Genomic DNA, 21,357 nt, shown 5'->3' with positions numbered 1-21,357 from the left:
CCTCGACGAACTCGCCCAGCCCACCGCCGCCGACGGCCTCACCGCACTCCTCACCGACCCCAGCGCCTACGACACCTTCGACGCCGACACCGCAGCCACCCGCTCCATGGCCTTCGAACACCTCGACCAACTCGCCATGGACCACCTCCTCGGCACGCGGGGGTGACGGGCGGGGCGGGGCTGCTGATCGGGGCTCGGGGTTCGGGGTGAGGTGCCCCGGGCGTTGATCAGGAGCGGACCGGAGGTGGCACGTTCAGGCCAACTCGCCTGCAGCACTCGTCAGGTGGAAGGTGCTGGGCGACGCTTGCCCTGTGCCCCAGCCGCCCGAGCCTCCTCAGATGCCGCCACCGCCGCCCGGATCACCACCGGGGCGGACGCCGTCGGGAGGGCCGCTGCGGAGTCCGGGCGGGCGGCGTCCGCTCTTCCTGGTGCTGGCGGTGCTGCTCGCGGTGGCGGCGACGGCCGTAGTGATCGTTCTGTTGGCCGGACGGGGCGATCCCGACGATCCGGTGAAGCCGGGTGACCCCAGCAGCGAGACGCCCCAGCCGTCGACGGGTACGCCGTCCGAGTTGCCGACCGGGGCGCCGTCGGATCTGCCCACCGGTCTTCCCACCGACTTGCCGACCGAACTCCCCACGGATCTCCCGTCGTTGCCGTCAGACCTGCCCTCGGAACTCCCCACCGACTTGCTGCCCTCCGACCTGCCCACCGACTTGCTGCCCTCCGACCTGCCCACCGAACTCGATGCTCCGGCTCAGGAGGCCGGACGATAGGCGCACGTGGCTGCGGGCGAACACCGCCCGGGAAGGCCGCCCGGTCGCTGTGGGCGCTCCGCTCCCGGGAACGAATCGTGCAGCGGCGCCTCCCGCGAGGAGCGGGAGGCGCCGCGATCGGCTGCCCCCGGCGGTCAGCGCCGTCGCAGTCCGCCGGAGGGGAGCCGGGTCAGCAGTGGTTCGGCACGTTGCCCTTGTCGTTGCCCTTGAGGTAGATCGCGCTGACGTAGCCGATGCCGCCGCTGTTGAGCTTGAGGCGGACCCAGTTGCGGTTGCTGATCCCCTTGTCGTTGACCAGGTCGCCCTCGAGCCAGCACTGGCCGTTGTAGCTGTAGCCGTTGTTGACATGGCTCACGACGCGCTCGCCGAGTGCTGGGCCCGCATGCACCTTGCCGTGCGTCCATGCGACGACGGCGGTGTCCGCCGTCGCGGGCGCCGACGACATCAGTGCGGCGCCGAGCAGGGCGGCACTGGCGCCGGTGAGGGCGAGGGTGCGCTTCGTGTTCCGTCCGAGCATGTGTGTCTCCCGTTGAGTGACGTCAGACCAGTGACGGTGAGTCACTTGGCTGGTGGTCGGCCCAGGGGAGTCCGGCCGCGGTCCGCACGGTTCCTGAGCCGTGATCAACATTCCCGGAACGCCCGGCAGTTGATCAATCGCCGATCGGGGCGAGCGCCCGCGTGCCCGTTCGGGGAGCACGGCTGACCTGCTGCAATGCGCCGGTCGCCACCGTGTCTGTTCAGGCCGGGGTGTTACGCGCGGTACGGAGTGGCCGTGCGGCCTGATCAACGTCGGAGAGGGGCGGCGGAGTGCATCAAGCGCCGGACCGCACCTGGCTGGATCTTGATTGCCGGAACGTGAGGTGACGGGAAGTGAGGTGACGGGAAGTGATCGGGCCCTCCGCGCTGAGAGATCTACGGACGGGCCGGGGCGGAGCGCGCAGCCGACCACGAGCGAACGCCCCGGGGGCGCGGCCCGATGGGCTGCGCCCCCGGATCCCGCACGCTCAGCCCTCGTCGTTACCCATTGCCGCCGCGTACGCCGCTGCCGGGTCGAGCGCCGACGGGCCGCACGGCTCCCAGCGCCCGCGCTCCTTGCGGTACGGCCACCAGCGCCCTTCCGGCGACAGACGGAGCTGGACGCCGTGCGTGCCGTCCGTCCAGCGGTTCCCGGAGCGGCTCAACGCCGGCCGCTCCGCAGCATCCCACTCCGTTTCGAGGGCGCCACGCGCGCGTGCCAGTGCCGCCGGGTCGGGTGTCCAGACGTCATCGAGGACGTCGACTCCCGCGTGGCCGCCCCATTCCCAGGCTCGTACGGCGCGTCGCAGGTCCTCAGGATCGCGTCCCGTGCCGGCCGCGAGACGTGCCGACTGAGCGGTGTTCGGCTCGCCGGCAGCCAGGCGCACCGCGTCCTGCGACAGGGTCGGGTGTGCCGGGACGGGCTGACGGTCGTGCTCCGGCGCCAACGCCTCGGCCAGCAGCCGGTGGGCGGCCGCCGCCGTGCGGGCCGCGAGAAGCTCCAGACCGGCCACGTCGACGCCCGGCGCGGGCGCGGTGTCCGTGTCGAGTGCCGGGGGAGTACCCGGAGCCTCCGGAAGCGCCGGAGCGGCGGGCAGCGCCGGAAGGATGTCCGCCGCGCCATAGGCCTCCAGGGCAGAGACGCCCGCCGGCGCGGCGAATTCGGGCTCCGGGGCGGCGGGCGCGGCCCGGGAGACGCTGCGCACCTGAAGTTCGTCGAGCAGTTCCCGTTCCCCGCGCCCCCGCAACAGCAGCAGTACGAAAGGATCCTGATCGAGGAGCCGGGCCAACTGGTAGCAGAGCGCAGCCGTGTGGCCGCAGTGGTCCCACGATCCGCAGTCGCACTGCGGCTCGAGGTCGCCGATGCCCGGCAGGAGTTCCACGCCAGCGGCGGCGGCGTCCTCCACCAGGTGCGGCGGCATGTCGCGGTCGAGCAGGGCGGCGATGTGACCGGCGCTCTCCACCGCCATGTCGAGCAGGCGGTCCCACTCCTCCTCGTCGAGCCGCTGCAGCATCACATCGGCCCGGTGTGCGGTGCGGTCACGGTCCGTGACCACCGCGGTGATCCGGCCGGGCCGCACGGAGACGGCACCCACGGAGCCCGCCCGCGCCAGGCGCCGCCCGGCCTTCAACTGCTGGAGGTCCAGGGCGGTGTCCTCGAGGGACTTCAGCCAGGTCTGGCCCCACCAGCTCGTGGCGAAGCCGCGGCCCTGGGCCGGCGGGAGGGCGGCGAAGGTGCGTGCCGGCGTGTCACCGCCGAGGTGACCGTCGTCCTCGAACTCCTCGTGACCGAAGCCGTCCTCGCCGTGATCGTTCTCGTCGCGTGCGTGCATGCCGTTCATCGGGCGCCTCCTCGCAGCTCGACCAGTTCCGCCAGTTCCGCATCCGTGAGCTCGGTCAGAGCTGCCTCTCCGGAGCCGAGTACGGCGTCCGCCAACTCCCGTTTGCGGTCCAGCATCTGCGCGATGCGGTCCTCGATGGTGCCCTCCGCGATGATCCGGTGCACCTGCACGGGCTGGGTCTGGCCGATGCGGTAGGCGCGGTCGGTGGCCTGTGCCTCGACGGCGGGATTCCACCAGCGGTCGAAGTGGACGACATGACCCGCGCGCGTCAGATTGAGCCCGGTACCCGCCGCCTTCAGGGACAGCAGAAACACCGGAACCTGCCCCTCCTGGAAACGTTCGACCATGGACTCCCGCTCGGCCACCGGCGTACCGCCGTGCAGGAACTGGGTCGCCACCCCGCGCGCCGCCAGGTGCGCCTCGATCAGCCGCGCCATCCGGACGTACTGGGTGAAGACGAGCACGCTCGCCTCTTCGGCCAGGATCGTGTCGAGCAGTTCGTCGAGGAGCTCCAGCTTGCCGGAGCGTCCGGCGAGTGTGACCGGAGCGGGCCGGACGGCGGCGCGGCTCCCCGGGGCCGGGAGTTCTTCCTTGAGGTACTGGGCCGGGTGATTGCAGATCTGTTTGAGCCCGGTGAGGAGCTGCATCACCAGGCCGCGCCGCTCCATCCCGCCGGAGTCCGAGATGGTCGCCAGGGTCTCGCGCACCAACGCCTCGTAGAGGCCGGTCTGTTCGGCTGTGAGGGACACCGCGCGGTCCGTCTCCGTCTTCGGCGGCAGTTCGGGCGCGATGCCCGGATCCGATTTGCGGCGCCGGAGCAGGAACGGGCGCACCAGCGCGGAGAGCCGTTCTGCCGCTGCCGGGTCCTCGCCGCCCTCGACGGCCTGGGCGAAGCGGCTGCGGAAGGCGCCCAGGCGGCCGAGGAGTCCCGGAGTGGTCCAGTCGAGGATCGCCCACAGTTCGGACAGATTGTTCTCCACGGGCGTGCCGGTGAGCGCCACGCGCGCGTGGGCACCGATTTCGCGGAGTGCCTTCGCGGTCGCCGAGTACGGGTTCTTCACGTGCTGTGCCTCGTCGGCGACGACCAGCCCCCAGCCGACCTCCGCGAGCCGTGCCGCGTCGAGCCGCATGGTGCCGTACGTGGTGAGGACGAACTCGCCGGCGTCGACGCCGTCCAGACTGCGGGCGCCGCCGTGGAAGCGCCGTACCCGGGTGCCCGGGGCGAAACGTTCGATCTCCCGCTGCCAGTTGCCCATCAAGGACGTCGGGCAGACCACCAGGGTGGGGCCGGCGGACTCCGGGTCGCGCCCGCGGTGCAGGTGCAACGAGATCAGGGTGATCGTCTTTCCGAGGCCCATGTCGTCGGCGAGGCAGCCGCCGAGGCCCAGTGAGGTCATCAGGTCGAGCCAGTTGAGTCCGCGCAGCTGGTAGTCGCGCAACGTCGCCGCGAGCTCCGGAGGCTGCGGCACCGAACCCCCGCCCTCGGGGTCGGCGAGCCGCTCCCGCAGCCGCGAGAGCCAGCCCGTGGTCTCGACCTCGAAGCGTTCGCCGTCGACCTCCGTGGAGCCCGTCAGGGCGGCGCTGAGCGCGGCGATCGGGGTGACCTTGTGGTCCTGCTGGTCCAGGGCACGGCGCGTCGCCTCCGGGTCGACCAGGACCCACTGGTCGCGCAACCGCACCACAGGACGCTTCGCCTCGGCCAGGCGGTCGAGTTCGGCCCGGCTCAGCTGCTGATCGCCCAGTGCGAAGCGCCAGTTGAACGACAGGAGCGCGTCGGCCGACAGGAACGACGGGAGCCCGGACCCACTCGTGTCGAACCCGTCGCCGGTGCTGCCCTCGTCGTCCGGGGCACCGATCACGGCGCGTGCGGTGAGCTTGCGCGCCAGTTGCTTCGGCCAGTGCACCGCGACACCCGCCGCGGCCAGTGCACCCGAGGCGGCCCCGACGAGCTCCATGACCTCCTCGGCGGCGAGGTCGATCGCGTCGGGTGCGGCCGCGGAGAGCAGTGGTGTCAGTGGGCCCCACGCGCGCGCGGCCCGACGCAGAGCGAGCAAGGCGTCGAGGCGCGCACGAGGGCCGAGACCGCGGCTGTCGGCGTCCGCCCACACCTCCGCCGCGTCCGCGACCAGCGCCGGATCGCTGATGCTGTGCACCTGCAGTACGGCTCTGAAGGCCGAAGGCGGAGCGTCCGGGTCGGCGGTGTCGAGGCCCGGCACCTCCACGCGCAACGAGATGCGCACACCGGCGTCGTGGCCCGCGGCCACATCGGCTGCCCAAGCGCGCTGATCGGGCAGGCGCTGGGGTTCCTGGGCCGCGAACGCCGGGTGGCCGGTGGCCAGTTCGGCCGCGGGGGAGCGGGGAAGCGTATCGGCGACCGCGTCCAGGAACCCGCGCACCAGCTGGGTGGGGTCGGCCAGGAGGGGCGGCGAGAGAACCTCGCCGTCCGGACCGCACAGGGCGGCCGCGTGCGCCTCCGGCGGCATGGCGGCAGCCAGCTCGTCGATGCGCTGCAGGTCCTCGGTCCCGAGCGGGCCACTGCGCCAGGCGTCCTGGTCGTCGGCCGTCAGCCCGGGCAACAGCAGCCCGCGAGCGGTGAGTTGCAGTCCGAGCACCGTGACCGCGCCCCAGAAGGCGGTCGCCCGGTGTGAGTCTTCGCTCATCCGCGCGCGGGTCAGCACGGGCAGCGCTTCGCGCAACGGCAGTACGCGTACGGGCACGCGCGCGTGGATCACGGCGCAGTCCTCGCAGGGCAGTACCAGCGGCAGCTCTTCCACGTCCCCGTCGGGAGACGCGGGCGGCCCGGTTCCGTCCGGTGACCAGAAGGCGACACGGCCCGTGCGGGCCGGGGTACCGGGAAGGAAGAGGGCGGGGTGACGGGTCGGTTCGGCGGGTTCGTGAGAGGTCGACGCGTGATGCCTGTGCACAGCTGGACTGATTCCTCAAATTTGACTACTGGGTCCGCAGGGCGCCGAGGGTACAGCATCGGGCGCGCGGATGTCGCCGCGGGGTTCAACTGCTCCGGAGCCTTCGCACGGGGTGTATCCAGGCGCACCCTGTCCCGGGTGTTTACCCCCTACTGTTCGGGGTGGTGACGCCATGGCTGACCGGCCTGTGCCCTCCGTAACGTCAACGCATCGGATCGCCCACCACAGACCGGAGACCCAAACATGCCGCACACCGTACTCGCGGAGCCCGCCGGCCCGCCCGGCGGAACGCGTGCCGGGAGCGAGTTCTCACCGCTCCTGCGCACGGTGAAGGGCCAGGGACTCCTCGAGCGCCGCATCGACTGGTACGCGCGCGTGATCGCCGTCAACGCCCTGGCGCTGGCCGCCATCGGCACCGGGATGTTCCTTCTCGGCGGCTCCTGGTGGGTGGTCCTGCTCGCCGTCCCACTCGCCGTGTTCTCGGCCCGTACGGCCTTCGTCGGCCACGACGCCGGCCACTCGCAAATAGCTTCCGGACGCCGTGCGAACCGCATCATCGGCCTGATCCACGGCAATCTGCTCCTGGGGATGAGCGCGGCGTGGTGGAACGACAAGCACAACCGGCACCACGCCAACCCCAACCACGTCGAGAAGGATCCCGACGTCAAGGCGGACGTCCTGGTCTTCACCAGCCGCCAGGCAGCCGTGCGTACGGGGTTCCGGCGCTGGCTCACCCGTAACCAGGCCTGGCTGTTCTTCCCGCTGACCCTCCTCGAAGGCGTCGCCCTCAAGGTGTACGGCTTCCAGGACCTGCGCCGGCAGTCGCGCGGCGAGCGCTGGGTGGAGGGGGCCCTGCTGGTCGCCCACGTCGTCGGCTACGCGAGCCTGCTGCTGTTCGCCATGTCCCCCGGCAAGGCGCTCGTCTTCGCCGCGATCCATCAGGCGCTCTTCGGGCTCCATCTGGGGATGGCCTTCGCCCCCAACCACAAGGGCATGGAAATGCCCGACGGCGACGGCGAACGCTGGGGACACCTCCGACGGCAGGTCCTCACCTCGCGCAACATCCGTGGCAGCTTCGCCACCGACTGGCTGCTCGGCGGCCTGAACTACCAGGTCGAGCACCACCTCTTCCCGAACCTGCCCCGCCCGCACCTGCGGCTGGTGCAGCCGCTGGTCAAGTCCCACTGCGCGGACCTCGGCATCCCGTACGCGGAGACGGGACTGGTCGATTCGTACCGGCAGGCTCTGCGCCACATGTACGAGGTGGGAGAGCCGCTCCGCGTCGAGTAGGGCGGGGAAGGGCGGGGCGCCCCCTAGGGGGCGCCGGGGCTCTGTCTCAGGGGTGAGTCAGGGTCCAGACTGGAACCAGGGCGGGCGTGCAGCCGTTCTCACAGTCAGAGAGCGGCAGCAGCCGCGGAGGAGGCAACTGAGATGTCCAAGAACGCGAAGGTCGCGGCGGGTGGCGTAGCCGCCGGGCTCATCCTGCTGATCTGGCTCCCGTGGTGGGCTGCGCTGCTCATCGTGCTCGGAGTGCCGGCCGCGGCCTACCTGACGCTCGATCCCTCGCAGCGGCGCCGGCTGCGCCGGGTGTCGCGCAAGGAGATCGGCCACTGACCCTGCCGGAGCGGGCGGCGTGCGCACCTCCGAAGTGCGGCCACGCGCCCGCCCCGCCGACCCCGCTCGGCCCCGGCCCTTCATCGGGCCGGGGCCGAGCTGTGTCGTGGCGTCCGCCGGCTCAGGAAGGGCGGACGGCGATCTTGTCCAAGGACTCCAGCAGGCCCGGCAGTGCGGCCCCCCGGCCCACGGGAAGCACCTCGCCAGGCTCCTCGTCGAGCAGGAGGAAGGCGATGTCGTCGGTCCGGGCCACCAGCGACCAACCGGGCCCGTCCGCCCGCAGGGTGCGCGCCGCGTCGGTGGCGAAAGCCGAGCGGATCCTCCCTGGCGGAGGCGGGTTGTCGAGGTAGGTGCGAGCCTCGTCGAGCGCGCGGCGGATGCCGGGGTGCGGGCGAACTGCGGGCGGGTCGTCATCGCCGTCCTCGGTGCCCGGCGGAGTCGGGTCCGCGTCGGTGGTGCCGTCCGGCGAAGGGGTTACGGCGTCCTCGGCCGAGGTCGTTGCCCCGCCCGTACCGGGGGCCGCTTCGACGTCCTGAGTCGCAACGGATGCGGCCTCCTCGGGTTCACCGAGTGGCCGTTCCGCGAAGTCGCCGTCATCTTCGGGGGGTTGGCCGTCGCCCGTCGGTCCCGACGTCGCGTCCACGTCCGACGCTGCACCGGGTTGCCCGGTCTCGGCCGGATTCCCGGGCGACGCGTCCTCGGCCTGATCGCTCGCACCGGTCGACTGCGTGGCGTCGGCCTCGCCCCCGGTGCCCTCCTCGGCGCCCTCCTGGACGAAGTCCGCATCGTCGATCTGTGCACGCCAACTCGCCCACTGCAGCGCGACCTCGTCGGCGCCCAGGCGCCGTTGGGCCGGCCCCCAGGTACTCGTGTCCGTCGGGCGGAGTACCGGGGTTTCCGCGGACTCGGCGTCGAGTTCCGGATCGTGCGGAGCCGGGACGCCGGGCGCGGCCACGTCCAGAGCCAGCGGCCAGCCGGGCAGCGCGGCCACCACGGTGCGGTCGTCCGGCGACAGGTCGTACTCCATGCCGCAGTCCCAGGAGGCGATCGCCACGGCAACCAGGGAGACGTCGTCCACGACCACCGTCCACCGGGCTCCGTCGCTGTCCTGCCCGAGCACCAGACCGTAGCCGTCGGCCAGCGGTACGAGTCCCAGGGCCGCGCACGCCTCGGGATAGTCGTCGCCCAGCACGCTCGGGAACTGAGGCGGCGTGAGCAGCGTCGCCGTCAGCACGAACAGAGCATCCTCGTCGGCGGCGACAGCCTCGTCCGTCCCAGCCATGGCACCCCTCCCTCTCGCTTCTCCGTCGGCGCACCTTAACGAGTGAGTAACCGGGTCGTCGAGGCTTTCGTGGCTGCGAAAACCCCTCGTCGGCGCCTTGTTGAGGACGGCTGAGCCGCCTGCGGCTCCTCAGGCCGCGGGCAGCCCGAGGAGCGAGCGCGCGACCTTCTGCGGCGGTTCGTCGTACTCCCGGGCCAGCGCGATCACCGCACGGCAGGCCAGTTCGTTCACGCCGAACGACAGCGCTTCGGGCGACACCAGGCGCTGTGCCGCGTCGATCTCGTCCTGATCGTCGTTCGCGCAGGCCGTGACATATGCCGCTGCTGCTTCGAACAGATTGGGCCGGCTGAGCGCCTCGCGCCGGGTGGAACCCTCCTCCGGATCGGAGGTGCCGGGAGCCCGGCCGTCGGACTGGAAGAGTCTGCGGAGTCTGTCGAACATGATCGGAACCCTCTTCCCCCGGACGTGGCCCACCCTCAACCTTCCAAGTGTGCCGCACCGGTCGGTACTTCGGGCCCGCTCGGTGCTTCCGCGTCGCACCGCTCCGCGGCCCCGGGGCCGCTCCTGTCTCAGGCCGCGCGCTCTGCCAGGGCCAGGAACCGCGCGTCCTCGTCGACGTACGACATCAGGCGCCATCCCGTACGGGCGAGAAGCGGACCGAGATTCGGCTCCGCCCGGAGGTCGTCGGGCGTGATCTGCCGCCCCTGCCGGGCCGCGAGCGCCGCGCGGCCGATGGGGTGGAACAGTGCCAGCGCACCGCCGGGGCGCACCACCCGGGCCAACTCGCGGAGATTCTGGGCAGGTTGTGGGAGGTGGGCGAGGAGACCTGCCGCGAACACAGCGTCGAGTGATTCCGTACCCAACGGAAGCCGTGTCACGTCGGCGAGGATCAGCGGGCCGGCGGCGTCCCTGCCCGCACGGGCCGCGGCCCCGAGCATGCCCGGCGTCAGGTCGGCGCCGATCACGGTGCCGGTGGGGCCCACGGCGGAGCGCAGTTCGGGCAGTGCGCGTCCGGTACCGCACCCCGCGTCGAGCACGGTGTCCCCGTGACGCAGGCCGACTCGGGCGACGCCGGCCGCGAAGGCGGGCCCGTCGTCCGGAAAGCGGCGGTCCCAGTCGTCCGCGCGGGAGCCGAAGAACTCCTGCACGCGCGTGTGGTCATTGGTCATGAACGGATGATCGCGCAGATCGGCCGGGAACGCTCCGTCGATGCGGAACGGATGATGCCGAGGAGCGCGCCGAGCCGGCGAGCACGCTTCGAACGACCGCACGGTGCACATGTTCGAACGTCACGCGATCGTGCAGGAACATTTCTGTGTCATATTCCGGCAGCTTCCGAACTGCGCTCCCTTCACGCTCCCCGGGGAGAACTAGCGTCCCGGATCCATGGGACACCTGGACCACGCCACCTTCGGCTGGCTGACACCGACTCTCTCGTACGCGATGGCCGTCATCGGCGCGGCACTTGGGCTGCGCTGCACCGTGCGAGCGCTCGCCTCGACGGGACGTTCCCGACGCAACTGGCTCCTCACGGCGGCTTCCGCGCTCGGCACCGGCATCTGGACCATGCACTTCGTCGCCATGCTCGGCTTCGGCGTGAGCGGCACCGAGATCCGCTACGACGTGCCGCTGACCATCCTCAGCCTGGTCGTCGCCATGGCGGTCGTCGGCGCCGGAGTCTTCGCCGTCGGCTACGGCCGCGACCGAGGCAGGGCACTCGCGCTGGGCGGCCTCACCACCGGACTCGGCGTCGCGAGCATGCACTACCTGGGCATGGCCGCGCTGCGCCTGCACGGCGAAGTGACCTACGACCCGGTCCTGGTGGGCCTGTCCGTGGTCATCGCCGTCATCGCCGCGACAGCCGCTCTGTGGGCGGGACTGAACATCAAGTCGCCCGTGGCCGTAGCGGTGGCATCGCTGATCATGGGCGCCGCCGTGAGCAGCATGCATTACACCGGAATGCTCGCCGTCGGGGTGGATGTCTCACCGGCCGCAGCAGGCGCCCTGTCCGGCGCCACCGCCATGCAGTTCATCTTCCCCCTGGCCGTCGGCCTCGGCTCGTACCTGTTCCTGACCTCGGCCTTCGTGGCCCTGTCACCGACGGCCGGGGAGCGCGAGGCATCCGCTGCAGCCCAGCGCCCGATGGAGAGCGCCTTGCGCTGACCGTCGCCCGGCGCCTGAACGGCCCCGTCGCACGCCACGCCCATCCGTCCCCGTACCGAGCGAGGAGGCCATGCGCACACCCCGCAGCAGCCCAGGCCACGAGATCGTGTCACCGCCCCACGATGCGCCTCCCACGCGCGGGAGGAGGGCCCACGCGGGACCGCCCGCAGAGGAGCCGCCGGATTCGGGCGCGTCGGCGACCGGACAGCCTCCCGAGGCCCCGACGCCTCCTGGAGCACCGGCACCTCGTGGGCGCGACGGACGTACCGGACGCACCGGTCGCCGGAGTCTGCGCCCCCGCACCGTGCGGGCGAAGATCGTCTGCCTCCTGATGGTCCCCGTGGTGTCCCTGCTCGCCCTGTGGGCCTACGCCACCGTCACCACGGCCCAGGACGTGGCACGCCTGCGCACGTCCCAGCAGGTGGACGAGGACATTCGTCGGCCGGTGGCGGACGCCGTCACTCAGCTCCAGGCGGAACGCACGCTCGCCGTACGGCACGCGGCGGATCCAGGACCGCGGACCGCCGATGCCCTCGAGGGACAGGCGGCGAAAACCGACACCGCAGTCGGCCGCCTCCGTGTAGGAGACCGGCACACCGTCGCAGACGGCACGGACGTTCCGGCCGGTGTGGCGGCCCGCCTCGGTTCGTTCGTCGACGCAGCCGGCGGCCTCGGCGGATTGCGCGACACCGTCCTCGACCGCAGCACCGGCTGGGACGAGGCGTACAGCCGCTACACCCGCACCATCTCCGACGCCTTCAAGGTGGGTGGCGCACTGAGCGGCATCCAGGACGCCGAACTCGGCTCCCACGCGCGCGTGGTGCTCGAGTTCGAGCGAGCGGCAGAGATGCTTGCGCGCGAGGACGTGCTGATCGTCCTGGCACGGCACACAGGCAGCCTGGAGGGCGCCGGACTGCGGGAGTTCACCGGAGCGGCCGGCGCCCGGAGCGCCCTGACCGCATCCGCAGCCGACGACCTGCCCGCCGACCAGCGCCAGGCCTGGCGGCAACTCGCTGCGGGGAGCGCGTACGGCGGCCTGCGTGCCGTGGAGGGACGGGTGCTCGCCGCACCCGCCGGCCAGAAGGCCGCCGACGCGGCCGACACGAACGGCGCCCGCTGGGACGCCGCGCACGCCACCGTCCGCGACTCGATGCGCGAGATCGCCCAGGACGCGGCGGGGAGCGCCGCGGACCGCGCCGACCCGTTCGCACGCGGCGTACTCACCGCTGCCGGGGCCGCCGTGCTCTTCGGCCTGCTGGCCGTGGTCGCCTCTCTGGTCATCTCGGTGCGCATCGGCCGCGCACTCGTCGTCGAACTCGTCAGCCTGCGCAACAGCGCCCTCGAGATCGCCCGCCACAAACTTCCCCAGGCCATGCAACGACTGCGCCAGGGAGCAGAGCTGGACATCCGCGCCGAAGCCCCACCCGGCCCACCCGCCGAGGACGAGACCGGTCAAGTCTCCGAGGCCCTCGGCACGATGCACCGTGCCGCCCTGAGGGCCGCCGTGGAGCGTGCCGAACTGGCCAGCGGCATCTCAGGGGTGTTCGTGAACCTCGCCCGCCGCAGCCAGGTCCTGGTGCACCGCCAACTCAACCTGCTCGACAGCATGGAACGCAGGGCCGACGATCCGGGCGAACTCAGCGACCTGTTCCGCCTCGACCATCTGACGACCCGGATGCGGCGGCACGCGGAGAGCCTCATCATCCTCTCCGGCGCGGCACCGGGCCGTGCCTGGCGGATGCCCGTCTCGCTCACCAACGTCGTACGCGCCGCCGTGTCCGAAGTCGAGGACTACGCGCGCGTGGAGGTACGACAGCTGTCCGAGGCGGCGGTCGTGGGTGGGGCCGTCGCCGACCTCACCCACCTCCTGGCCGAGATTCTGGAGAACGCGGCTCAGTTCTCGCCTCCGCACACCAAGGTGCGGGTCAGCGGCGAACCGGTCGGCAACGGGTATGCGGTCGAGGTCGAGGATCGTGGCCTCGGCATGGGCAAGGAGCGCCTGGCGGAGGCCAACCGCCGGATCGAGCAGTCCGAGGCACTCGACCTCTTCGACAGCGACAGGCTCGGCCTGTTCGTCGTCAGCCGGCTCGCGGCCAGGCACGGAATCAAAGTGCACCTGCGTACTTCGCCCTACGGAGGTACGACGGCGGTGGTGCTGCTGCCGACGACCCTGCTGCAGTCGTCCGTCGAAGCAGGCACAGTTGGGCGCCGGGCGGCCGCCGAGCAGGGTGCCGAATCGCACCACGACGCGCGCGTGCCGGCGCCGACAGCGGCACGCCTCGACGGACCTCCACCCGAACCCGCGCGTCCCGCACTCGCCGCGACCACGACCCCCCGTGGCGTCACCACGCTGAGGTTGCACACACGTGCCGAGGACGGTGCGTCGGGCCACGAGCGGGCCGCCCCGTCAGCACCCGCCCACACCGGCCCCGCGCCCGCGGACTCCGCCCCGGCAGGGGAAGCCGATCCCGCCGGACTCCCTCGCAGGGTTCGCCAGGCGAGTCTCGCTCCCCAACTGCGCGACGAACCCGCGCCCGACGTGAGCGCCGTCCACCCGCAGGGCGACGACGAGCGCAGCCCCGAGCAGGTGCGGGACCGGATGGCGGCCTATCGCGCCGGATGGACGCGTGGCGGCGGCCGTCCCGCAGGAGCCGGCGAGCACACACCGGTCGACGTACTCGGCCTCTGGACCCCGACAAGCGACAGCGACGAAGGAGACACCGCATGATCGAGGATCCGAGGGGTACCGCCCCGCAGCGGTCCGGCGAACTCGACTGGCTCCTCGACGACTTGGTGGGCCGTGTCGGCGAGGTGCGGCACGCGGTGGTCCTGTCCAACGACGGTCTCGCGGTCGGATCGTCGAGCGCGCTGCGCCGCGAGGACGCCGAACATCTCGCCGCCGTCGCCTCCGGATTCCACAGTCTGGCCAAGGGAGCGGGCCGGCACTTCGGCGCCGGCGGAGTCCGCCAGACCATGGTGGAGATGGATCAGGGCTTCCTCTTCGTGGCAGCGGCCGGAGACGGCTCCTGCCTGGCAGTGCTGAGCACGGTCTCGGCCGACATCGGCCTGATCGCGTACGAGATGGCCCGTCTGGTCAATCGAGTCGGCGAGCACCTGCGCGCACCGGCCCGGTTCGAGGCGCATCCGCCGGCCTCCGGATGACGGGCGGAGGCTGTCGAAGATCATGAGTGTCCACCGAGGCGGCCGGCCGGCCGACGCGAACGACCGGAGCCGGCAGGACAGTCAGTGGTACGACGCCGAAGCCGGCCCGCTGGTCCGCCCCTACGCAATGACCGGCGGCAGAACCGAACCCGGGCCCCGCGCGGCCGGATTCGACCTGATCGCCTTGGTCTCCCTCGACCCACAGGCACCCGATGCGGAGGACGAGTCCGCATGGGGCCCCGAGCATCGTTCGCTGATCGAATTGTGCCGCGCCGAGACGCAGTCGGTGGCCGAGTTGGCCGCGGACGCCGACCTGCCGGTCGGTGTCGTACGCGTACTGCTGGGAGACCTCATCGAGCGGCGATGCGTCCAGGTCAGCCGACCGGTTCCGCCCGCACAGCTACCCGACGAAAAGATCCTGAGAGAAGTGATCGATGGGCTTCGAGCGCTCTGACGGGCCGGCCGGCGAATCGACCGCCCTGTCCCTGAAGATTCTGGTCGCCGGAGGATTCGGCGTCGGCAAGACCACACTGGTGGGCGCGGTCAGCGAGATCAGGCCGCTGCGCACCGAGGAACGCCTGAGCGAAGCGGGCCAGAGCGTCGACGACACCGGAGGCGTCGACCGCAAGACCACCACCACGGTCGCCATGGACTTCGGACGGATCACCATCCGCAGCGGGCTGTCGCTCTACCTCTTCGGAACACCCGGCCAGGACCGCTTCTGGTTTCTGTGGGACGAGCTGTCCCAAGGGTCACTCGGGGCGGTCGTCCTGGCCGACACTCGCCGGCTCGAGGACTGCTTCCCCGCGGTCGACTTCTTCGAGCACCGGCGCATTCCCTTCGTGGTCGCGGTCAACTGCTTCGCGGGAGCGCGCAACTTCGCTGCGTCGGACGTTTCCCGCGCCCTGGACCTGGACCCCGGCACGCCGGTCGTGCTGTGCGACGCACGTGAGCGCAACTCCGGAAAGGAGGTGCTGATCCGGTTGGTCGAGTACGCCGGGCGGATGCACACCGCCCGGCTGCTCGACTCGGTCGGCTGAGGGCCCTCGCCCACGAGGTAAGGAAAGGAGGGCGGTTACGCGGCGATGTCCGCCTGGGCGAGCACCTTGGTGATCCGCACGCGGGCGAGGAGCTCCCCGGGCACACCGTTGCGCTCGCCGAACTCCTCGGCGCGGTCCTCGCCCATGTACCGGGCGCCGATCCGCGCCGCCCAGTGCCGCACCGCGGACAGGTCCTCGCTCACCTCGGCGATACCTTGCACGACCACGAAGGCGAAGGGCGGCCGGTCGTCGTCCACACAGAGCGCGATACGTCCGTCACGCTCGAGGTTGCGGCCCTTGACCGTGCCCTGACCCGTGTTGAACACCAGGTCGTCGCCGTCGAGCACGAACCAGATCGGAGCGATGTGCGGCGAACCGTCCGCCCGCACCGTGGCGAGCTTCCCGGTCCGGGTGCCCTCGGAGAGGAACGCGTGCCACTGTTCGTCGGTCATCTTCTCTGCCATGTCGACATCGTGCCTTGCCCGCACGTCGAGTGTGGGGAAGGCTTACGGCCAATGAGCCGACGGGGAGGGGCCGGACATGGCACAGCACGCGGGACTCGGCTGGTTGCTCGACGATCTCACCAAGCGCGTCGAACACATCCGTCACGCCCTGGTGCTCTCGAACGACGGGCTGGTCACCGGGGCGAGCAGCGGCCTCGAACGTGAGGACGCGGAGCACCTCGCGGCGGTGTCCTCCGCGCTGCACAGTCTGGCCAAGGGCTCGGGACGGCACTTCGGCGCAGGCGGTGTCCGGCAGACCATGATCGAGTTCGACGGCGCCGTACTCTTCGTGACCGCCGCAGGGGACGGCAGCTGTCTGTGTGTGCTCACCGCGGCTGAAGCGGACATCGGCCAGGTCGCCTACGAGATGACTCTGCTCGTCAATCGTGTCGGCGAGCATCTGGGCGTCGAGACCAGGCAAACCGGCGACACTACGCTGCCGATGGGCGATTGACCTGCGCAGTTGCCTTTGGATCTGAGTTATCCACAGGCCGAGCGAGAGGCGTGACAACCGGTCTAAGGTCTTCACCGAGAGTAGTCAACATCTCACGGGGAGGCCGTCATGGCTGGAGAAGAAGAGGCGCGACCGGCTGCCGAGCGTTCGTACGCGGCGGCTCGTGCGGCGCGTGAACTGGAGCTCAGGCGTAGCGAATTCGAGCTCGCGGTGCTGCTCGGTTGCGTCCGGTCGTTTCCGGACGGGGAGACCGGGCGGCGACGCGTGACCGTGACGGAGATCGGGCGGCTGCGCGCGGCTCGCGGATTTCCGCACGCACTGCGTGAGCGCGTACAGACCGTGGGCACGGCACGCGGGGCGGCCCTGATGCGGATCACCGAGGCCCGGTTCACGCGGCTCGCCCGTGCGGGCCTGCTCGTGCCGATCGGCTTCTATCTGAACAGGTACCAGTGCGTCGTCTGGCACTACCTGACCGACGATCTGCGGCAGTTCGGGCAGGCCAACCCGGCACTGCTCACCGGCCGGGCGCCGGAAACCATGCGCTCCCGCATCGAGGCCGGCGAGGACAGTCGAGCGCGGAACTGGCGTGCCAGGCACAGCGGATTCCTGCTCCGCCTCACCGAGGGTGGCTGGGCTCGCGCCGCGATCCCCGCCTCGATGCTGCCCCAGGACCAGCTCGAGGACGTCGTCCCGGACCCTTGGGAGCGGGCGCACCTGTACCGGTTGCGGCCTCGGCTCGCATCGGTGTCGGGAGCCCAGGGATCGCCTTCGGCGCGGCGGGCGGCCGCACTCCAGGTGGCGGACGATCCTGACGAGGTGCGCTGGCTGCTCGCCACGCTCGGACTGGATCTGGAGGAGGCGCGCAGCGAGTCGGCGGCTCCCCGCCCGACCGGGGAGGTGCCGGCGGCCGCGTTGCCCCCGGGGCACTCGTCCACGCTCGGCGGACTTCTCGGTCAAGACCTGCCGGGCCGCGGGATGTTCGGCTGGTTGCGGCGAAGGCGGGAGCGCCCCGGCGGGGAATGGGGACGACCGCGTCAGACGGTCGCGTCCAGGTCCTCCGCGTAGGCCTCGATCGCCGCGCGGTAGGCCGTGATGTTCGCGTCGTCGCTGGTCGAGGCAAGGAGAGCGAGGAGCAGTTGCATGGCCTCGTGGTGGTGGCCCGCGTTGTACAGAGCCATGGACAGGAACGTCTTCAGACCGCCGTGGCCGGGAAACTCCTCGACCGCGGCACGAAGCGTGGCGACCGCCTCGGGGTACTTCCCGAGGACCCGGTACGTGGAGCCGAGACCGAGGAGCGCCTCGCACCGTTCGCCGGGCTCGAGGCCGTCAGCCTCGACCGCCGCCAGGTAGTAGGGCACCGCCTCGGCCTCCAGACCGAGCACATCGTGCACCCACGCGGCCTGGTGGGCGACCTCCGCGTCGCCCGGGTGGCGAGCGGCGAGATCGACCAGAAGCGTCCTGGCCTCCTCGCGCCGCCCGCTCTCGCGCAACCGCACGCCCTCGGCGAGCAGTTCGTCCCGTGAGCACCCAGGCCCGGACCCAGTGGTCACTGCTCCAGGCTCCGGAAGAGGCCTTCCTGGACCACCGAGACGAGCAGGCGCCCCTCGCGGTCGTAGATGCGTCCGCGCGCCAGACCTCGGCCGCCCGTGGCGATGGGGGACTCCTGGTCGTAGAGAAACCACTCGTCGGCGCGGAAGGGGCGGTGGAACCACATCGCGTGATCGAGCGAGGCCATGTCGAAGCCGCGCGGGCCCCACAGAGGCTCGACCGGGATACGGACCGCATCGAGGAGGGTCATGTCACTCGCGTACGTCAGGGCGCAGGTGTGGATCAACTGATCGTCGCCCAGCGGGCCGACGGCCTTCATCCATACGGCGCTGCGTGGTTCGGCGCCCTTGACCTCGTCCGGCTCCCAGCGCAGCCGGTCGACATAGCGGATGTCGAAGGGCTGACGCCGGACCATGCGCTCCCACTGCTCCGGCAGTGCACCGAGATGCTCGCGGACCTCTTCGGCGACCGTCGGCAGCGACTCGGGATCCGGCGCCTCCAGGCGCGGCGGCAACTGGTGCTCGAATCCCCCCTCTTCGGGACGGTGAAAGGAGGCGGTCAGATTGAAGATCGTGCGGCCCTGCTGCACCGCGGTGACCCTGCGGGTGGTGAAGGAGCGCCCGTCACGGACCCGTTCGACCTGGTACACGATGGGCACACCGGGCCGGCCCGGACGCAGGAAGTACGCGTGCAGCGAGTGCACGGGGCGCTCCCCGTCCGTGGTGCGGCCGGCAGCCACCAGGGCCTGGCCCGCCACCTGCCCGCCGAAAACCCGCTGCAGCGCTTCCTGCGGGCTGCGCCCCCGGAAGATGTTGACCTCGATCTGTTCGATGTCGAGCAGGCCGACGAGCCTGGCGGCCGGGTTCGTCTCGGAATCGGTCATCGCGGTGGCTCCGCTCCTGTCCAGAAGTGCCGCCGGTACGCGGCATGGTGACGGTGGCTCACGATCGTCCCCCGCCTCACAGCTGTCCGACGTCCGTGACCCGTACGACGGCGAGTCCCTCGGCGTCCGATGCCGCGAGATCGATCTCGGCACTGATGCCCCAGTCGTGGTCGCCGTTCGGGTCGGCGAAGGTCTGGCGCACGACCCACAGGCCGTCCTCGGGACGTTCCTCGATCCGCAGCAGCTTCGGGCCGCGTGCGTCCGGACCGGTGCCCAGGTCCTCGTACTCGTCCCAGTAGGCGTCCATCGCCTCGCCCCAGGCGTCGGCGTCCCAGCCGCTGTCGCCGTCGAGGTCGCCGAGCTCGTCCACGTGGTCGAGGGCGGCCAGCTCGACGCGGCGGAAGAGGGCATTGCGCACCAGGACACGGAAGGCACGGGCGTTCGCGGTGACGGGCTTGACCTGGTCGGCCTTCTCCTGGGCCTCCTCGGCGGTCATCACCTCGGGGTTCGCGAGCTGCTCCCACTCGTCGAGGAGACTGGAGTCGACCTGGCGCACCATCTCCCCGAGCCAGGCGATCAGGTCCTCCAGATCGTCGGACTTCAGATCGTCGGGGACGGTGTGTTCCAGGGCCTTGTAGGCGCTGGCGAGGTAGCGGAGCACGATGCCCTCGGTACGCGCCAGCTCGTAGTGCGACACGAACTCCGTGAAGGTCATGGCCCGTTCGTACATGTCCCTGATCACGGACTTCGGGGACAGCGGATGGTCGCCCACCCACGGATGACTTCTGCGGTACAGGTCGTAGGCGTGGAAGAGCAGCTCCTCCAGCGGCTTCGGGTACGTGATGTCCTGGAGCCGCTCCATACGGTCCTCGTACTCGACGCCGTCCGCCTTCATCGCGCCGACGGCCTCGCCGCGCGCCTTGTTCTGCTGAGCGGCCAGGATCTGCCGGGGATCGTCCAGGGTCGATTCCACGACCGAGACCATGTCGAGGGCGTACGACGGCGAATCGGGGTCGAGGAGTTCGAACGCGGCCAGGGCGAAGGTCGACAGGGGCTGGTTGAGCGCGAAGTCCTGCTGCAGATCGACCGTGAGGCGGACGATCCGGCCCTCGGCGTCCGGGGCGTCGAGCTTCTCGACGATGCCGCCGTCGAGCAGCGACCGGTAGATGGCGATCGCCCGCCGGATGTGGCGCAGCTGGTTCCGGCGCGGTTCGTGATTGTCCTCGAGGAGGTGACGCATCGCCTGGAACGCGTTCCCCGGGCGCGCGATCACGGCCAGCAGCATCGTGTGCGTGACCCGGAAACGGGAGGTGAGCGGCTCCGGATCGGAGGAGATGAGCTTGTCGAAGGTGTTCTCGGTCCAGCCGACGAATCCCTCGGGAGCTTTCTTGCGCACCACCTTGCGGCGCTTCTTCGGATCGTCACCGGCCTTGGCGAGCGCCTTCTCGTTCTCGATGACGTGCTCGGGCGCCTGCGCCACGACCAGACCGGCGGTGTCGAAGCCGGCGCGCCCCGCGCGCCCGGCGATCTGGTGGAACTCGCGGGCCCGCAGTACCCGGACACGTGTGCCGTCGTACTTGGCGAGCGCGGTGAACAGCACGGTGCGGATCGGCACGTTGACGCCGACGCCGAGCGTGTCCGTGCCGCAGATGACTTTGAGCAGACCCGCCTGTGCGAGCTTCTCCACGAGCCTGCGGTACTTGGGCAGCATGCCGGCGTGATGCACACCGATCCCGTGCCGGACGTAACGGGAGAGGTTGCGGCCGAACTTGGTGGTGAAGCGGAAGTTCCCGATCAGGTCGGCGATCTGGTCCTTCTCGGCCCGGGTGCACATGTTGATACTCATCAACGACTGCGCCCGCTCGACCGCCTGGGCCTGCGTGAAGTGCACGATGTAGACCGGGGCCTGCTTCGTCTCGAGCAGTTCGGTCAGTGTCTCCGTGATCGGCGTCAGCCGGTACTCGTAGGAGAGCGGCACGGGCCGTGTCGCGGAGCGGACCACGGATGTCTCACGCCCGGTACGGCGCGTCAGGTCCTTCTCGAACAGCGAGACGTCACCCAGCGTCGCCGACATCAGGATGAACTGCGCCTGCGGCAGCTCCAGGATCGGGATCTGCCACGCCCAGCCGCGATCCCCCTCGGCGTAGAAGTGGAACTCGTCCATCACCACCTGACCGATGTCCGCGTCCTTGCCGTCGCGCAGGGCGATGGACGCGAGGACCTCGGCGGTGCAGCAGATCACCGGTGCGTCCGCGTTGACCGACGCGTCGCCGGTCAGCATGCCGACGTTCTCCGTGCCGAACAGCTTGCACAGGTCGAAGAACTTTTCCGATACGAGTGCCTTGATCGGAGCGGTGTAGAAGGTGACCTTGTCCTGTGCCAGCGCGGTGAAGTGAGCACCGGCCGCCACCAGGCTCTTGCCGGAACCGGTCGGCGTCGACAGGATCACGTTGGCGCCGGAGACGACCTCGATCAGTGCTTCCTCCTGCGCCGGATAGAGCGTGATCCCCTGCCCTTCCGCCCAGCCCGAGAAGGCTTCGAAGAGGGCATCGGGGTCGGCATCCGGCGGCAGCTGATCGATAAGGGTCACGCCCCCATCTTGCCTGCCGACCACCCGGATCAGGGAATCGGCGGTTCGCACGAAGATCACGACC

At 70.9% G+C, this 21,357-nt stretch carries 20 protein-coding genes and 1 pseudogene; 11 read left to right on the top strand and 10 right to left on the bottom strand.

Going from position 1 to position 21,357, the window contains the following annotated elements:
• Both DSC45_RS31710 and DSC45_RS31705 read left to right on the top strand, forming a co-directional pair.
• A pseudogene (locus tag DSC45_RS31710) lies at window positions 1-166 on the top strand (xylose isomerase); the annotation flags it as partial.
• A 262-nt stretch (window positions 167-428) separates the two neighbouring features.
• Entirely contained in the window at window positions 429-773 is a 345-nt protein-coding gene (locus tag DSC45_RS31705) for a hypothetical protein (RefSeq protein ID WP_240434959.1), read from the top strand.
• Between the two features lie 169 nt (window positions 774-942).
• Here DSC45_RS31705 and DSC45_RS31700 read toward each other — a convergent pair whose 3' ends face one another.
• From DSC45_RS31700 to DSC45_RS31690, 3 genes are all read right to left on the bottom strand, one after another.
• Window positions 943-1,290 carry an SH3 domain-containing protein gene (locus tag DSC45_RS31700; RefSeq protein ID WP_119295452.1) on the bottom strand — a complete coding sequence of 116 codons (348 nt, stop codon included), beginning with the start codon at window positions 1,288-1,290 and terminating at the stop codon, window positions 943-945.
• A gap of 487 nt (window positions 1,291-1,777) precedes the next feature.
• Window positions 1,778-3,130: an SWIM zinc finger family protein gene (locus tag DSC45_RS31695; protein WP_240434958.1), complete on the bottom strand. Its 1,353-nt coding sequence runs from the start codon at window positions 3,128-3,130 to the stop codon at window positions 1,778-1,780.
• Window positions 3,127-6,054: a DEAD/DEAH box helicase gene (locus DSC45_RS31690; RefSeq protein ID WP_119295451.1), complete on the bottom strand. Its 2,928-nt coding sequence runs from the start codon at window positions 6,052-6,054 to the stop codon at window positions 3,127-3,129. The genes DSC45_RS31695 and DSC45_RS31690 overlap by 4 nt, the downstream gene beginning before the upstream one ends.
• A 243-nt stretch (window positions 6,055-6,297) precedes the next feature.
• On the opposite strand from DSC45_RS31690, the gene DSC45_RS31685 reads away from it, so the two are divergent.
• Window positions 6,298-7,344 (top strand): fatty acid desaturase family protein, encoded by a 1,047-nt coding sequence (locus DSC45_RS31685; RefSeq protein ID WP_119295450.1) that lies wholly within the window; start codon window positions 6,298-6,300, stop codon window positions 7,342-7,344.
• 141 nt (window positions 7,345-7,485) lie between these two features.
• A complete protein-coding gene (locus tag DSC45_RS31680) occupies window positions 7,486-7,668 on the top strand; it encodes a hypothetical protein (protein WP_119295449.1) in 183 nt (60 codons plus the stop codon).
• Window positions 7,669-7,789: 121 nt separating this feature from the next.
• Here the strand turns inward: DSC45_RS31680 and DSC45_RS31675 are convergent, their stop codons facing one another.
• From DSC45_RS31675 to DSC45_RS31665, 3 genes are all read right to left on the bottom strand, one after another.
• On the bottom strand, window positions 7,790-8,950 hold the full coding sequence (locus tag DSC45_RS31675) for a hypothetical protein (RefSeq protein WP_119295448.1): 1,161 nt from the start codon (window positions 8,948-8,950) through the stop codon (window positions 7,790-7,792).
• Window positions 8,951-9,079: 129 nt separating this feature from the next.
• The gene (locus tag DSC45_RS31670; RefSeq protein WP_119295447.1) at window positions 9,080-9,391 is read right to left on the bottom strand and encodes a hypothetical protein; all 312 of its coding nucleotides are present in this window, start codon (window positions 9,389-9,391) and stop codon (window positions 9,080-9,082) included.
• A gap of 128 nt (window positions 9,392-9,519) precedes the next feature.
• The gene (locus tag DSC45_RS31665; protein WP_119295464.1) at window positions 9,520-10,119 is read right to left on the bottom strand and encodes a class I SAM-dependent methyltransferase; all 600 of its coding nucleotides are present in this window, start codon (window positions 10,117-10,119) and stop codon (window positions 9,520-9,522) included.
• 217 nt (window positions 10,120-10,336) lie between these two features.
• Here DSC45_RS31665 and DSC45_RS31660 point away from each other — a divergent pair, with 217 nt between their 5' ends.
• From DSC45_RS31660 to DSC45_RS31640, 5 genes are all read left to right on the top strand, one after another.
• Window positions 10,337-11,113, top strand: a complete 777-nt coding sequence (locus tag DSC45_RS31660) for an MHYT domain-containing protein (RefSeq protein WP_119295446.1) — start codon at window positions 10,337-10,339, stop codon at window positions 11,111-11,113.
• Window positions 11,114-11,183: 70 nt separating this feature from the next.
• Window positions 11,184-13,841, top strand: a complete 2,658-nt coding sequence (locus DSC45_RS31655; protein WP_119295445.1) for a sensor histidine kinase — start codon at window positions 11,184-11,186, stop codon at window positions 13,839-13,841.
• On the top strand, window positions 13,838-14,275 hold the full coding sequence (locus DSC45_RS31650) for a roadblock/LC7 domain-containing protein (protein ID WP_119295444.1): 438 nt from the start codon (window positions 13,838-13,840) through the stop codon (window positions 14,273-14,275). Before DSC45_RS31655 ends, DSC45_RS31650 begins: the two co-directional genes overlap by 4 nt.
• Before the next feature lie 22 nt (window positions 14,276-14,297).
• The gene (locus DSC45_RS31645) at window positions 14,298-14,729 is read left to right on the top strand and encodes a DUF742 domain-containing protein (protein WP_119295443.1); all 432 of its coding nucleotides are present in this window, start codon (window positions 14,298-14,300) and stop codon (window positions 14,727-14,729) included.
• Window positions 14,710-15,315, top strand: coding sequence for a GTP-binding protein (locus DSC45_RS31640; RefSeq protein WP_119295442.1), 606 nt, complete (start codon window positions 14,710-14,712; stop codon window positions 15,313-15,315). The genes DSC45_RS31645 and DSC45_RS31640 overlap by 20 nt, the downstream gene beginning before the upstream one ends.
• A gap of 35 nt (window positions 15,316-15,350) precedes the next feature.
• Here the strand turns inward: DSC45_RS31640 and DSC45_RS31635 are convergent, their stop codons facing one another.
• A complete protein-coding gene (locus DSC45_RS31635) occupies window positions 15,351-15,779 on the bottom strand; it encodes a PPOX class F420-dependent oxidoreductase (protein ID WP_119295441.1) in 429 nt (142 codons plus the stop codon).
• A gap of 76 nt (window positions 15,780-15,855) precedes the next feature.
• On the opposite strand from DSC45_RS31635, the gene DSC45_RS31630 reads away from it, so the two are divergent.
• A complete protein-coding gene (locus DSC45_RS31630) occupies window positions 15,856-16,272 on the top strand; it encodes a roadblock/LC7 domain-containing protein (RefSeq protein ID WP_119295440.1) in 417 nt (138 codons plus the stop codon).
• Between the two features lie 108 nt (window positions 16,273-16,380).
• Window positions 16,381-17,337 carry a DUF6397 family protein gene (locus DSC45_RS31625; protein WP_119295439.1) on the top strand — a complete coding sequence of 319 codons (957 nt, stop codon included), beginning with the start codon at window positions 16,381-16,383 and terminating at the stop codon, window positions 17,335-17,337.
• Here DSC45_RS31625 and DSC45_RS31620 read toward each other — a convergent pair.
• From DSC45_RS31620 to DSC45_RS31610, 3 genes are all read right to left on the bottom strand, one after another.
• Window positions 17,307-17,822, bottom strand: coding sequence for a tetratricopeptide repeat protein (locus DSC45_RS31620; RefSeq protein WP_119295438.1), 516 nt, complete (start codon window positions 17,820-17,822; stop codon window positions 17,307-17,309). The genes DSC45_RS31625 and DSC45_RS31620 overlap by 31 nt on opposite strands.
• Window positions 17,819-18,703, bottom strand: a complete 885-nt coding sequence (locus DSC45_RS31615; RefSeq protein ID WP_119295437.1) for an acyl-CoA thioesterase — start codon at window positions 18,701-18,703, stop codon at window positions 17,819-17,821. Before DSC45_RS31615 ends, DSC45_RS31620 begins: the two co-directional genes overlap by 4 nt.
• A 76-nt stretch (window positions 18,704-18,779) precedes the next feature.
• Window positions 18,780-21,353, bottom strand: a complete 2,574-nt coding sequence (locus DSC45_RS31610; protein ID WP_119295436.1) for a DEAD/DEAH box helicase — start codon at window positions 21,351-21,353, stop codon at window positions 18,780-18,782.
• Window positions 21,354-21,357 lie beyond the last annotated feature (4 nt).

Source organism: Streptomyces sp. YIM 130001 (genome assembly GCF_003574445.1).
In the GTDB taxonomy this organism is placed as follows: Bacteria; Actinomycetota; Actinomycetes; order Streptomycetales; family Streptomycetaceae; genus Streptomyces.
The sequence above is the reverse complement of the archived record's forward strand: the minus strand, read 5'-3'. Positions and strand labels throughout refer to the sequence as shown.

Excerpts from the sequence above, each read along its gene's own strand:
- DSC45_RS31625 (WP_119295439.1), top strand. The coding sequence starts at position 16,381 with ATGGCTGGAGAAGAAGAGGCGCGACCGGCTGCCGAGCGTTCGTACGCG.
- DSC45_RS31615 (WP_119295437.1), bottom strand. The coding sequence starts at position 18,703 with ATGACCGATTCCGAGACGAACCCGGCCGCCAGGCTCGTCGGCCTGCTC.
- DSC45_RS31670 (WP_119295447.1), bottom strand. The coding sequence starts at position 9,391 with ATGTTCGACAGACTCCGCAGACTCTTCCAGTCCGACGGCCGGGCTCCC.
- DSC45_RS31685 (WP_119295450.1), top strand. The coding sequence starts at position 6,298 with ATGCCGCACACCGTACTCGCGGAGCCCGCCGGCCCGCCCGGCGGAACG.
- DSC45_RS31650 (WP_119295444.1), top strand. The coding sequence starts at position 13,838 with ATGATCGAGGATCCGAGGGGTACCGCCCCGCAGCGGTCCGGCGAACTC.
- DSC45_RS31655 (WP_119295445.1), top strand. The coding sequence starts at position 11,184 with ATGCGCACACCCCGCAGCAGCCCAGGCCACGAGATCGTGTCACCGCCC.
- DSC45_RS31635 (WP_119295441.1), bottom strand. The coding sequence starts at position 15,779 with ATGGCAGAGAAGATGACCGACGAACAGTGGCACGCGTTCCTCTCCGAG.
- DSC45_RS31660 (WP_119295446.1), top strand. The coding sequence starts at position 10,337 with ATGGGACACCTGGACCACGCCACCTTCGGCTGGCTGACACCGACTCTC.
- DSC45_RS31700 (WP_119295452.1), bottom strand. The coding sequence starts at position 1,290 with ATGCTCGGACGGAACACGAAGCGCACCCTCGCCCTCACCGGCGCCAGT.
- DSC45_RS31680 (WP_119295449.1), top strand. The coding sequence starts at position 7,486 with ATGTCCAAGAACGCGAAGGTCGCGGCGGGTGGCGTAGCCGCCGGGCTC.
- DSC45_RS31645 (WP_119295443.1), top strand. The coding sequence starts at position 14,298 with ATGAGTGTCCACCGAGGCGGCCGGCCGGCCGACGCGAACGACCGGAGC.
- DSC45_RS31640 (WP_119295442.1), top strand. The coding sequence starts at position 14,710 with ATGGGCTTCGAGCGCTCTGACGGGCCGGCCGGCGAATCGACCGCCCTG.
- DSC45_RS31675 (WP_119295448.1), bottom strand. The coding sequence starts at position 8,950 with ATGGCTGGGACGGACGAGGCTGTCGCCGCCGACGAGGATGCTCTGTTC.
- DSC45_RS31630 (WP_119295440.1), top strand. The coding sequence starts at position 15,856 with ATGGCACAGCACGCGGGACTCGGCTGGTTGCTCGACGATCTCACCAAG.
- DSC45_RS31665 (WP_119295464.1), bottom strand. The coding sequence starts at position 10,119 with ATGACCAATGACCACACGCGCGTGCAGGAGTTCTTCGGCTCCCGCGCG.
- DSC45_RS31695 (WP_240434958.1), bottom strand. The coding sequence starts at position 3,130 with ATGAACGGCATGCACGCACGCGACGAGAACGATCACGGCGAGGACGGC.